At 61.2% G+C, this 12,956-nt stretch carries 10 protein-coding genes; 3 read left to right on the forward strand and 7 right to left on the reverse strand.

The features are described from left to right. Positions 1 to 193 precede the first annotated feature (193 nt). Entirely contained in the window at positions 194 to 1,120 is a 927-nt protein-coding gene (locus JQ628_RS24775; protein ID WP_433996162.1) for a cation diffusion facilitator family transporter, read from the forward strand. Between the two features lie 226 nt (positions 1,121 to 1,346). Beyond that, entirely contained in the window at positions 1,347 to 1,841 is a 495-nt protein-coding gene (locus JQ628_RS24780; RefSeq protein WP_212226299.1) for a ferritin-like domain-containing protein, read from the forward strand. A 219-nt stretch (positions 1,842 to 2,060) separates the two neighbouring features. Here JQ628_RS24780 and JQ628_RS24785 read toward each other — a convergent pair whose 3' ends face one another. The 5 genes from JQ628_RS24785 to JQ628_RS24805 all read right to left on the reverse strand — a co-directional run bounded on the left by JQ628_RS24785 (position 2,061) and on the right by JQ628_RS24805 (position 8,859). Next, a complete protein-coding gene (locus JQ628_RS24785) occupies positions 2,061 to 2,855 on the reverse strand; it encodes a CarD family transcriptional regulator (RefSeq protein ID WP_212226303.1) in 795 nt (264 codons plus the stop codon). Positions 2,856 to 3,262: 407 nt separating this feature from the next. After that, on the reverse strand, positions 3,263 to 3,601 hold the full coding sequence (gene fdxA / locus JQ628_RS24790) for a ferredoxin FdxA (RefSeq protein ID WP_212226304.1): 339 nt from the start codon (positions 3,599 to 3,601) through the stop codon (positions 3,263 to 3,265). A gap of 141 nt (positions 3,602 to 3,742) precedes the next feature. Then, positions 3,743 to 4,012: an RNA-binding S4 domain-containing protein gene (locus JQ628_RS24795; RefSeq protein ID WP_212226305.1), complete on the reverse strand. Its 270-nt coding sequence runs from the start codon at positions 4,010 to 4,012 to the stop codon at positions 3,743 to 3,745. Positions 4,013 to 4,033: 21 nt separating this feature from the next. Next, a complete protein-coding gene (locus JQ628_RS24800; protein ID WP_212226308.1) occupies positions 4,034 to 7,459 on the reverse strand; it encodes a helicase-related protein in 3,426 nt (1,141 codons plus the stop codon). A 590-nt stretch (positions 7,460 to 8,049) separates the two neighbouring features. Next, entirely contained in the window at positions 8,050 to 8,859 is an 810-nt protein-coding gene (locus tag JQ628_RS24805; RefSeq protein ID WP_249128354.1) for a DUF3108 domain-containing protein, read from the reverse strand. Positions 8,860 to 9,210: 351 nt separating this feature from the next. On the opposite strand from JQ628_RS24805, the gene rpmB reads away from it, so the two are divergent. Continuing rightward, positions 9,211 to 9,519: a 50S ribosomal protein L28 gene (gene rpmB, locus JQ628_RS24810; protein WP_212226311.1), complete on the forward strand. Its 309-nt coding sequence runs from the start codon at positions 9,211 to 9,213 to the stop codon at positions 9,517 to 9,519. Between the two features lie 115 nt (positions 9,520 to 9,634). Here the strand turns inward: rpmB and JQ628_RS24815 are convergent, their stop codons facing one another. Together JQ628_RS24815 and JQ628_RS24820 are read right to left on the reverse strand one after the other, a co-directional pair. Continuing rightward, positions 9,635 to 11,830, reverse strand: coding sequence for a hypothetical protein (locus JQ628_RS24815; RefSeq protein WP_212226313.1), 2,196 nt, complete (start codon positions 11,828 to 11,830; stop codon positions 9,635 to 9,637). Between the two features lie 17 nt (positions 11,831 to 11,847). Beyond that, on the reverse strand, positions 11,848 to 12,552 hold the full coding sequence (locus JQ628_RS24820; RefSeq protein WP_212226316.1) for a hypothetical protein: 705 nt from the start codon (positions 12,550 to 12,552) through the stop codon (positions 11,848 to 11,850). Positions 12,553 to 12,956 lie beyond the last annotated feature (404 nt).

Consider the following 12,956-nt stretch of genomic DNA (forward strand, 5'->3'; position numbering starts at 1 on the left):
CTTTCGAATGCCCGGCATGATCGTGGGGAAGCCGAGACCCGCACCGGCCGCGGGTCATGGCGCGATTTGTTCTGTCTTTCGAAGGTCGAGGCAATGCGGCAGAAAATTTAAGACGTTCCAGCGTCCGTAAGATAGGCTCCCGCGCATTCGGCAGTGGAGCGCGAACATGAGCGTGAAAGCCGCTTTCTTCGACCTGAGCGACGAGCCCGGCATCCTGAGAACATCCATCGCCGTCACGCTCTTCGTAGCATCACTGGGAATCGGCTTTGGCCTTGCTTCGGGCTCGTTTTCCATTGTGTTCGACGGCGTTTTTTCGCTGATCGATGCGAGCGTGAGTCTCTTGTCGCTCCTCGTCGTGAATCTCATCGCCTCCTATGCGACGTCGGAGCAGCTTTCCCGCAAGCTTCGGGAGCGCTTCTCCATGGGATTCTGGCATCTGGAGCCCATGGTGCTGGCGGTGAAGGGCACGCTGCTGATCGGGCTCTCCCTCTACGCGCTCGTCAATGCCGTCGGCAGTCTGCTGAGAGGCGGACGCGACCTGGAATTCGGCCTGGCGATCGTCTACGCGGTCGTGACCGTGGTTGTCTGCGCGGCGACGGCTTTCGTTGAGGTCCGTGCCAACCGCCGGATCGGCTCGGACTTCGTCCGGCTCGATATCAAGGGCTGGATCATGTCCGTCGGGATCACCGCCGCCCTCCTGATCGCCTTCTGCCTCGGCTATGCGGTTCAGGGCACCTCATGGCAGTGGATCTCACCCTATATCGATCCGGCCATTCTTGCGATCGTGTGCGCGATCATCATCCCGCTGCCGATATCGGACGTCAGGCAAGCCTTTTCGGATATCTTCCTTGTTACCCCGGCGGATCTTAAACAGCATGTCGACTCCGCCGCGCGGGCCTTTGTGGCAAAGCACGGCTTCGCCTCATACCGCGCCTATGTCGCGAAAGTCGGCCGGTTAAGACAGATCGAACTCTATTTCATTGTTCCCGCAGACATCCCGCCGAAGGCCATTGCCGGTTGGGATGCGCTTCGCGACGAGATCGGCGAAACGATCGGCGACGAAGGGCCCGACCGCTGGCTGACCATCGTCTTCACGGGCGACCCGGCGTGGGCGGACTGAGCCATCGATACGCCCGCCTGGCGCCTCGATGGCGCAACGCAATGCCCGCAATTGCCGCTGATGGCATGTCCGAACATTGCTGACATGGTGCCGCGCGGAAACCAGCATGGTTCCGGGGAACGGGTGGCGCGAGAAATTTGTTGAGCCGGCGCTGGGGGCGCGGGAGACGTGCGCCGCATCCTGTTCCACTTCTATCGGCGCACCCATCAACAAAAGGGCAGCCGCCATGGAGATCAACAATTTCAGGGACATGTTCCTTGCAGAGCTACAGGAACTCGCGAGCGTCGAAGGGCAACTGGCCGATGCGCTGTTGCGCCTGGCGGGCGCCGCTTCGCATCCGGAACTCAAGCGGGTTCTGATCCATCATCGCGCCGAGACGGAAACGCAGGCCGACCGGCTGATCACCATACTGAAGAAGCACGGCGCCGACCCGATGGCGCATATCGACCAGGCCATGGAGGCGCTGATCAGGGAAACCGCCAAGATGCTCATCATGCTGAAAGCGGACGACCTGCGCGATGCCGGCCTGATCGCATCGGTGCAAAAACTGAAGCATTACGAGATCGCCGCCTATGGCACCGCTGCGGCACTCGCCGGCCAGCTCGATCTGCGCGACGAGCAGAAGATGCTCCACCTCAGCCTCGAGGAAGAGAGGCGGTTCGACGAGGCGCTGACCAAGCTCGCCAAGCGCGAAGTCAACCGCGACGCGCTGGCGGCGTGAAGAGATCGCGACACGCAAACAGCCGTCATTGCGAACGAAGCGAAGCAATCCATCGTGCTGCAAGGAAGTATGGATTGCTTCGTCGCTCCTTCGCAAAATTGCTTTGCAATTTTGTCGCGGGCTCCTCGCAATGACGGGTGAGAGAGCGCGTCAAACCAATCCCCCAAACAAAAAGCCCGGCATCGCTGCCGGGCTTTTCTCTCAATCCGTCGAACCCTTTCAGGCTGCCTCGTCCTCGACCGCGGCATCGTCGCCTTCGGAATCGAGGTCGTCGCCTTCTTCGCCCTCGCCTTCAGCCACCGCATCGGCTTCGGTCTTGGCGCCGCGGCGCGGGCTCTTGGCGAGCTGGCTCTCGATTTCCTTGACCGCCTCGGTCTCGGTCGAGTGCTGCACGACCGCGATTTCGCGCGACAGGCGATCGAGCGCGGCTTCATAGAGCTGGCGCTCCGAGTAGGACTGCTCGGGCTGCGATTCCGAACGATAGAGGTCGCGCACGACTTCCGCGATCGCGACGATATCGCCCGAGTTGATCTTCGCTTCGTATTCCTGGGCGCGGCGCGACCACATCGTGCGCTTGACGCGGGCACGGCCCTTCAGCGTCTCCAGCGCCTTCTTGACCAGCGCCGGCTCGGACAGCTTGCGCATGCCGACATTGGCGACCTTCGCGGTCGGCACGCGGAGCGTCATCTTGTCCTTCATGAAATTGATGACGAACAGCTCGAGCTTGGCGCCCGCAATTTCCTGTTCCTCGATCGCGAGGATCTGGCCGACGCCGTGGGCGGGATAGACCACGAACTCGTTGGCCTTAAAACCCTGGCGCTGGGTCACGACCTTCTTCTCCTCCGGGCGCGGCGGGGCGGCCGGCTTCACGGCAGCCTTCGGCGCAGAAGCCGCGGCCTTGACGGCAGCGGTCTTGACGACAGGAGCCTTGGGAGCAGTCTTCGCGGCGACCTTCGAAGCAGTGGTCTTCGAACCGGCCGCTTTCGCGACAGTTTTTGCAGTCTTGTTAGGCATTGCGCTTCTTTTGTTCTTGGAGGACTTTGCAGCCGCAGCCTTCTTGACGTCCTTCACGGACGCCTTGGCACGACCCTTGGATGCGCTGCGGCTGGCCGAAGCGGCTTTCTTGGTATTCTTGGAAGCACTCGTTTTACGCGTTTTCTGTGACACAGCCTGCGCGCGGAACTGCCACGCCCCTGTTGCAAGGTTTTTGACGGGAACCCATAGGGGCCTTTAAGCGCGGGCTGACGGGTTCGGCTCGAATGTGCCCAATATAGCACATTTTCCGCAAAAATCAATGATTTACGCCCGATTCCGGGCATAAACGGGGCTAAATTGCCGATCTCTACGCGATTAGGGTTAAACCGGCGGACTTTATAGGGCCGGAACCGGCCCCATCCCGTTGTTTCCGGGTAACGGGCGAATCAGTCGCCTGTTCCGGGGTTGGGGGAAAAATACTTCTCGAACTTGCCCTCGACACCCTCCATTTCTTTCGCATCGGGCGGCGAATCCTTCTTCTGGGTGATGTTGGGCCAGCTCTTGGCGTACTCGCTGTTGACCTCGAGCCACTTCTCCAGGCCCGGCTCGGTGTCCGGCTTGATGGCGTCGGCCGGACATTCCGGCTCGCACACGCCGCAATCGATACATTCGTCCGGATGGATCACCAGCATGTTCTCGCCCTCGTAGAAGCAGTCGACGGGGCAGACCTCAACGCAATCGGTGTATTTGCATTTGATGCAGGCTTCAGTGACGACGTAAGTCATCCAAAACTCCGGGACGGACGGAACGGGCGGCTGAAGGGGTTGCCTAGCGCAGGATGTGCGCTGCCGCAAGGGAAGCTGAACGGGAAGCTGACCGGCCGAAACAGCGGTTTCGCAGCAATCCTGCCGGCCCATTGCAGATAGCTATTCGTCGGCTTTCTGCAAATCCTCAAAGAGCACGCGCGCGGCAGCCGCATCGCCGCGCCGCTCGGAAAAACCGGTCACCTTCAAGACGCGCACGGCGCGATCGAGCGCGATGGTGACGACGTCGCCGGCCTTCACGGCGTGCCCGGGCGATTTCTCGCGCACGCCATTGACGCGGACATGGCCTGACGCCACCAGCTCGGCGGCAGAAGTGCGCGCCTTCACCACCCGCGCATGCCACAGCCATTTATCGAGACGCTGGCGATCCAAACAGATCCCACTCGGTGAGTGTTATTCCTTGCGCGCGAGTTGCTCTTTCAGCGCTGCGAGTTTGGCGAAGGGCGAATTCGGATCGGCCTGGCGATCGCGCTCGCGCGGGTTGGCGCTGCTCGCGTAGGGCCGGTGCGACGGACCGCTCTCGCGCTTGTCGCGGCCGCCCTTGTCGCGCCCGCCGAAATCGCGGTCGCGCCCGCCGCGATCGCGCTCGCCCTTGTCGCGATCGCCGCCCTTGCGGTCGAACTTTTCGCGGCGTCCCTCGCGGTCACGATCCCTGCCTTCGCGGCGGCCTCTGTCGTCGCGGCGTTCTGGCGCGGGCGCACCCGCAGCATCCGCTGGAGCAGCGGCCTCTGCCGGCGCGCCTTCCTGCGGCTTCTGGAAATTGCGATGGCGATGACGCCGGCTGCCATGACGTTCCTGCCGGGCGCCCTCACCGCCCTCGGCGCTAGCCGCGCCTTCCGGCTTCTGATGACGACGGCGGCCATGATCATGGCGCGGACGGCGCTCTTCGGAGCGGCCGCCGGGGCGCCAGACTTCGACCAGCTCGGGCTCGGCCGGCGTTTCGGGCGTGGCGGCGGCAGCTTCGGATGCGGCTTCCGTAGCGGCGGCTTCCGCCGGTACAGCAGCAGCCTCGGCGTCAACGGGCGAGGCTTCGCTTGCAACGGCCTCTGTTTGAGTTTCAGCCGACGGCACGTCGGCAGCTTCGACCGACGGCGCTTCGGCCGCTTCTTTTGCAGACACCTCAGCAGGCGTTTCCGGCGCAGGCGTCTCGGCCACGGGCGCTTCGACCGCGCCCTCGGCCGCCACTTCAGCCGCAACGGCAGCGGGCGGCGTATTGTCGTTGGCGGCGGCCGGCAGGATCGCGGCTGATGGCGCGGGATCGCCTGATACCGCAAGCGCATCGCCCGCGCCCTCCACAGGCGGCGCATCTGTTGAGACCGTCGTCACCGTCTCGGCCGGCTTCGGCGCCAGCGGCGGCTTGCGGTCCATGCGATAGCCGAGCGCGCGCAGGATCGAGGCGAAGTCCTCGCCAGCCGAGCCGGTGAGCGACGTCATTGCCTGAGTCACCACAAAGCCGCGGCCGTCGAATGCACCGGCCGGCTTCTCGCCCGGCGAGTTCTCGCGCCAGGCCAGCGCCGGACGGATCAGGTCCGCCAAGCGCTCCAGAATGTCGACGCGCACGGCGCGCTCGCCGCACTGGCGATAGCCGAGCACGCGATAGGCATCGCGCGGCAGCGTCTTGTCCACGGGGAACGAGGTGCGGCCCGAGCCTGCGAGATGCTGCGCGCCGGAGAGAGCGGAGAGATCGACATTGCTCTCCTTCTCCGCCCACAGCAGCGACGCCAGCGCGCGCGCCGCCGGCTTGAGCAGCGCCGGGAAATAGATGTGATAGGCGCCGAACCGCACGCCGTATTTGCGCAGCAGCGCGCGCGAAGGCTGGTCGAGATCCTTCATCTCGGCCGCGATCTTGTTGCGCTCGATCACGCCCAGCGCTTCCACCAGCTGGAACGCAATGCCGCGGGCAATGCCGGTGATGTCTTCCGCCTTCTGCAGGCCGAACAGCGGCCCCAGCAGCTTTTCGATATGCGTCTTCAGCCACAGATCGAGCCGCGCCTGCACGGCCTCGCGCGGCGCGCCATTCAGCCGCTCATCCGAAATGATGCGGATGCGCGGATGCAGCGCAGTCTCGGCCGCGACCAGTTTCGCCACGGCATCGCCGGTCCAGCGGATGGTGCCGTCGGAGGTCAGGATGAACTGCTCATCGGGCGCTGCCGCAAGCTTTTCCGCGCGCGCGTCGATCTCGCGAGCCAGCACCTGTTGCGCGGCCGCCTGCAATGCCTTGGCGTCGCCCCCGGCTTCCGCCGCGTCGGGCGCAAAGGTAAAGCCGTCGAGCCGGCCGATGGTGTGGCCCTCGACGATCACCTCGCCGGTCTTGCCGATTTCCGTAGTCAAAACTGTGTTCTCCCGCAGGCGCCGCATCAATACACTGGTACGCCGGTCAACGAAACGCTCCGTAAGCCGTTCATGCAGCGCATCGGATAATTTATTTTCGATCTCGCGCGTGATCCCCTGCCAATGTTCGGGGTCGGCCAGCCAGTCCGGCCGGTTGGCCACGAAAGTCCAGGTGCGGATCTGGGCGATCCGGCCCGACAGCGTGTCGATATCGCCGTCGGTGCGGTCGGCCTGATCGACCTGGGTGGCGTACCAGGCATCCGGTATACGCCCTTGTCGCATCAGAAAACCGTAGATCGTGGTCACGAGCTCGGCATGCGCCGCCGGCGCGATCTTTCGATAGTCCGGAATGGCGCAGGCATCCCATAGCCGTTCCACCGCGGCTTTGCCATGCGCCATGTCGCGCACCTCGCCGTCACGCGCGGCGTGATCGAGCACGCGCTGGTCCTCCGCGACCGGCGCACGGGTCAGTGCCTCGTGATTGGGCGGCAGCGCGAGCGAAACCTGCAATGCGCCGAGCGAGGAAAAATCCAGTTTTGAATTGCGCCATTGCAGCGTCTTGACGCTGTCGAACTGGTGGTTCTGCAGCGCGTTCACCAGTTCCGGCTCGAACGGCGCGCAGCGCCCTGTCGTGCCGAAGGTGCCGTTGCGGGTGGCGCGCCCGGCGCGGCCGGCGATCTGCGCGAACTCGGCCGGATTGAGCCTGCGGAACTGATAGCCATCATATTTGCGGTCGGACGCAAAGGCGACGTGATCGACGTCGAGATTGAGTCCCATGCCGACGGCGTCGGTGGCGACGAGATAGTCGACGTCGCCATTCTGGAACATCGCCACTTGCGCATTGCGCGTGCGCGGCGAGAGCGAGCCCAGCACGACAGCGGCGCCGCCATGCTGGCGACGGATCAGTTCGGCGATCGCATAGACTTCATCGGCCGAGAACGCGACGATCGCAGTCCTGCGCGGCTGCCGCGTGATCTTGCGGTCGCCGGCAAATTCCAGTGTCGACAGCCGCGGCCGCGTGACGATGGACGCGCCCGGCAGCAGCTTTTCAATGATGGGGCGCATCGTCGCAGCGCCAAGCAGCAGCGTCTCGTCGCGCCCGCGCCGGTGCAGGATGCGGTCGGTGAAGACATGCCCGCGCTCGAGATCGGCCGCGATCTGGATCTCGTCGACCGCCAGGAACGACACGTCGATATCGCGCGGCATCGCTTCCACCGTCGACACCCAGAAGCGCGGCGACTTCGGCTTGATCTTCTCCTCGCCGGTGACGAGCGCGACGGCCTCGACGCCCACGCGGTCCACGATCTTGTTGTAGACCTCGCGCGCGAGCAGGCGCAGCGGCAGGCCGATCAGCCCCGACGAATGCGCCACCATCCGCTCGATGGCGAGGTGCGTCTTGCCGGTGTTGGTCGGCCCGAGCACCGCGGTAACGCCGGCGCCGGGAGCGCGTTCATTGGCGAACGCTGCCGAGGAAGGTGAGAAAGCCATTAGATGTGGGTATCTTTACTTGATGTCGGCGCCTGCCGTCATTGCGAGCGCAGCGAAGCAATCCATGCAGCTACAAGGTAAGTATGGATTGCTTCGTCGCTTCGCTCCTCGCAATGACGGAATAGTTCTGGCCAGGGGCAAAACCCTTGATTCTGTTTCGTTTTGCGACGCTGTCCGCATCGCGCATTAAGCCTTGGAACGAGTCTAGAACGAATCGCGCCCGAATCGCTGACTCTTCCCGGCTTCCGGCTTCGTTCACCGCAACATCTCGCGTTGGCCTTTCGTGGCGGCACTAGATCAAGTTTGGCGCGGTCGAACAAGCCTCGGATTTCCAGCGAATTTCTTAAAATTTTCGCATGCCCTGAGTCGAATCAGAACGGGCAAAGAGTCAACACAGATTCCGGGGTCCTTTCGATCTCGGGGCGGCGCCCTTCCCTTCTCCCCTTGTGGGAGAAGGTGGCGCGCGCAGCGCGACGGATGAGGGGTCTGTCTCCGAGCGCACCGATGCTCATGAACATTATTCCGCGCGGATAGAACCCCTCATCCGGCGCTTCGCGCCACCTTCTCCCACAAGGGGAGAAGGGAAGAGCCTACTGCGTCTTCGCCACCCGCGGCGGCGTGGCGACGGTGTGGAAATGGGTGGCCTCCAGCACGGCGGGGCCGAACGGCGTCGGGATGGTGGTGCGGAACGGCACCAGGACGCGGGTTCCCGCGATCGGCACGAAGGAGATCTCCATGCGGCGCTCGGCCTGCAGATATTTGATCACCGGCCTGTCGGGGATATAGCCCGCGACCGGCGTGAAATAGACGGCGCAGACTAGCGCCGGGCCGTGATAGCCCTTTTCCGCCTTCACGATCTCCATGCGCTTGTAGTCGAGCTTCAGATCGTAGCGGAGGCGCCCGTCAAAGACGCTGGTCGCGGCGCGGCAGCTTTCCGGCGCCAGCAGGTCGCCGGTGCCGGGCACGCGCAGCAGGGTGCCGGTCATGGGATCGAGCACGTTTTTCTTGTGCGCCTCGGTGACGACGATGCGGTCGGGATCGACCGGCGGCTCCGGCTCGATCACGCTTTCCTTGATGTTGCCGTTTGCCAGCACCATCCGGATGGTTTCGGATTTCTTCGAGGAGATGGTGGCGGTGTAGGAGGTCGGGACCAGCACGCCGTTGACGATGCGCCCCTGCGAACTGCCCGAGCCGGTGCCGCCGGAAAATGCCTTCAAAAGCCCGGCGGTGGCGCCCTGCGCCGAGGCCGAAAAGGAATCCTCGTTGATCTCGATCCCCCAGGTCCCGCGCCCGACCGGAATGCCGGAGAGCGAGGCCTCATACTGCGCCTCCAGCCGCCCCTGCGCGGAGGCCGCCTGCGGCGCCAGCGCCCAAAGCGCGCCCGCGCACAGGCCGGCCAGCCAGAAGGCAGCCTGCCGGGACAAGGGAGCGCGGGATGTCGTCACTGACGAATGGTCCTCAAACAGGCTGTAATCGTTGATCTATGCAAAAAACGCGGCCAAACAACGAGCTACAGGCCTTTGCCATCTGGAACCATGCTTTCAGCGCCGATTGCGCCGTTTATGTGGTCCCTAACTCCCTGATACGCCTTTCAAACTAGCACTTTTGGTATATCAGCCGGGCCGAAAACGTTGACGTATAGGGCCTTTAGCCCTATACGTCCGCCGTTCCTGCAAATGGACGAGATTTTGGACCCCCGCCTACCCGCGCACGATGCGCTTTGAGGGGCGGGGATGGAAGAGGATTTTGCTATGTCGCGGCGCTGTGAACTGACGGCCAAGGGCCCGCAGGTGGGCCACAAGGTGAGCCACTCGAACATCAAGACCAAGCGGCGTTTCCTGCCGAACCTGTGCAACGTGACGTTCATCTCGGACGCGCTCGGCCGCAACGTGCGCCTGCGCGTCTCGACCAACGCGCTCAAGAGCGTCGACCACAATGGCGGCCTGGATGCCTACCTCCTGAAGGCCCGCGCCGCCAACCTCTCGCCCCGCGCCCTGGAGATCAAGCGCGCGATCGAGAAGAAGGTCGGCAAGCCCGCGCCGGTGGCGAAGGCGAGCTGAAGGATTTCAGAGCTGGGGCTGGGGACGCGTTAGTCGCGTACGCTTTGGTTCAGTTGAGTTAGTAGCGGCCGGGTCGGAAACGATCCGGCCGTTTTTTGTTTTGGAGAAGGTCCACCTATTGAGACTTGCGCAACTCAGCAATTAGCGAAACGTACATGTTACGAACGTCAATGTTTGTTGGGCTTTCCGAAAGAATATCTTCCGCCTGCCGTACGTGTATAAAGCGTGCGTCAGTTCCGGACGCTTGCCGCTGTTCAACTCGCAGCAAATGATTTTGCGCAAGCGCGTTCTCGATAATAGGCCAATATGGATTATCCAGAATTCGCGTTGCGTACATGTCGTCCCCTCGCCGAAGCCAGTACTGGCGCAGACGGCAAGCCTTGAAAAGGACTTTGATGGCCTCGTGGTCCTTAAATTCAACAGGTATCAGGCCCGCCTCTTCCTCTGGCGGATTTCTGAGATGCTCAGCTACCCATCGCTGAACATCTTCCGGCACAGTAAGCGTCTTCACACTCATTGTGACGTCTTGAACGCGCATTGGAAGCGGAATGGAATCGGGCAGAAGCGTCTCGCGGTCAGCGATAAGAGTCAGAATAGTCAAATCCTTGAATTCCGTAGAGGAAAGATCGCCGCCACGACAGTCCAGTTGATTTATGACCAGCGAATCAAGCTGACCTCCAGAGGCTGTACCTGAGAAGCGACATTCATCTATGTCGACCATTGAAATCTTGAAGTCGTCGACCAAGTCCGCCGTAGAAAGCGATGCTATAGCTAGAGCGGCCAAGTTCTTCCGAGTCCGATCAATTGGCGGGTAATTGCGGATTAGGTCGATCGAACTGTCGAGAAACCTTCTTATGACCTCTGTTCGGGTCGAGCCGGCTACCACGTCACCAAAGGTTTCTAGCAAACTCGATCCGAAGATATTTCTTGCTAGGAGCTTACCCGTTTCTCGTCTGCCGACGATGTCGATCAAGGTGACTGAGAGAAAGTATTCGTAAAATTTATCGTGGAAAAAGCGTCGATGCCCCTTTCGATCATCGTTCGTGAAAAATGCAATCGCCTGGCTCCTCGCCTTAAGAATGCGCGTAACATCACTGGACACCTCCTTGGGTAAGGCTACTTCCACGAGCCACGAAAGTGTCGCATCGCTAATTGACGTAGAGCCGTTCTCGGCCATGTCGCGAGCTGTCTCTCCAACGAACGATCGAAGATAGACGCGACGTTCCGCCTCGCTTAGTTCTCGATCTACGGCTTCCCCGAATTTATCTATTTCTCGCTCAATCATTGCCTCCATGAGGATGGACAGGATGCTCGTTGAGGAAGATTCGACTAGCCGCGTCGCCACCTCCCGGTCCGACAAAGTCTTTAGGAAGAACGGACGAAGGGCCAAGGAAGATGGCTCCAAGAATTCTTCAATCGCATCCACCTGTTCGGCAGTCCACCCCTGGTGCTCCAGCCATCTTATCGCTGCTCCCTTCGATGGCGGCTGAAGAGTAAGCACTGACACTTCGTCAACGCCTTCACGCAGCGATGCGATGTCCCTCAGAACGCGATCGCGACCTATGAATGTCTCGCGCCCGGCTAGGATAAGGCTGCCTGAGCCCCTCAGCAATTCAACGAGATCATTAACTTGAGACCACGCCAGATCGTAACCGTCAGGATCGGCGAGTTCGTCAAATCCGTCTATTGCGACCGTAATCAGTCCATGCTTCGCCAGAACGGGTACTTGATCGTATGTGACTTCAAGCCGGAGGCGTTGAAGGCTAAACGCTATTAAATCGTATAGATATGAAAGAGTACGACCGCGACTTTGAACGTGAAGGATCAGCGGACGACGCTCGACCGAATATCGCTGCGCGCGGGCTCCTGCCAAACCAACGATAAATTGCGTCTTTCCAATACCGGCCGGGCCGTCGATGAGAAGAACACGCGTTGAATCTTCCCGCTGGCGGGAGGACAACAGTTGATCCACCTGAGCAAGATCTACCTCCTGACCGCCGTTTATGAGTCCCCACAGGTCGATCAAGCTGCCAGCTGAAGCTAATTCGCCTTCAAGATACGCTCGTTGCTTATTGGACCAATCCCGTAGCTTGCCATATCGGTCAGAGGCGAGAAGCGCGCGAAAATTTGCGTGCTTGAGCGTCTGCTCACCAAACGTTTCCAAGATGCTTCCATCTTCCGCGACAGCAAGCTCGGTGGACTCGCCATATCGAATTAGACGAACTACGATTTCTCCCTTCAATTGCTCAAAAGAAGGTGGATCGGTGCCGATGTCTGCAAAGACCGCCACATCCGCGACGATTCGTTCCACACTTGTCGAGTTCGTAGTCAAAGGAGTAAGCCCTCCAGCACGAGATAGCGGCTATCACCGCGAGCGTTCGAACGAACCAAATAGACCTCACCGCCGAAAGGTTTCATCCAAGCCTCGGCCACGAGGACGGCAGGCACCGCATCATCGTCATTAGAAAACACCACGGCGATTGAAGTCGGATCGCTTCTCGCCCAACTCAGGAGATCGGAGGCCAATGCCGTATCGACCATTTTTTCTGCCGGTTCGGCGTCACCTCGTTGACGCCGGTATGTGTTAGGCAGATGAATCTGAAGACCGCGTTTCAATCGGCGAGGTAGAGCGTCAATTAGTCGGTCACCAAATTCGACATCGGAGAGCGCCAGAACCCGAGTCGATGGAAAAATTTCGTCGAGGTTCTCGACCTCCGCAATACTATCGAACGCTCGCCTATTCGGCGTTTGGGTCACCCCTGCCGTCCAGCCGTGATAGAGACGGATCTGCACTCTAAATACGGAAGATGCATCCAAGTTGCAAAGATGCTTCGTCACGATTTTGCCAACCCTCGTAAGGGCGAGCTTACACTTGTCGATGGGGCGATCCGCAAATTCGAGCGGCACTTCCCTAAGTTGGCTATTCCAGTCCACGAACAGGCCAACATGCCGAAACCGCGGACCGTTCATTTTGAACATGCGCCCATTTTGTCGGAAGTCATAGGGAATTTCGCGCCCGTCGGCGACACTCAATCACTCGCCAAAGCCGATATTTCTGATTTTCAGAATCAATGTCAAGCCCCCAAATCAAAAATATTCCGCTGTCCTTCAACCCCAAATCACTGGCACATCTAGCGCGTTCCGGCCCGAGAAGAGGGCGTATCGCGATCGTCACTTTACGTGGGCCTGGAATGTGGTGGACGCGACCATGCCGGGCGCGGCTTGCTTCAATGCAGGGCGGGATGAACCCCGTGAGCGATGAAGCGCGCGCGAGATGACTGGCATGGGTTTTCGTCTTCGTTGGCGCGAGGCGGCTTGTCCCGCCGAAGCCTCGGCGAAGGCGGAAAAAAATCGCGTACGGTGAAGCCGTGTGGTCCTGACGTCCGATGCCGGCGTCAAGTCCGCGGAGGCGCTGCCTCGTCCGACCGGGCGGGGTC

Source organism: Bradyrhizobium lablabi, from assembly GCF_018129385.1.
Taxonomy (GTDB): Bacteria; Pseudomonadota; Alphaproteobacteria; order Rhizobiales; family Xanthobacteraceae; genus Bradyrhizobium; species Bradyrhizobium lablabi_C.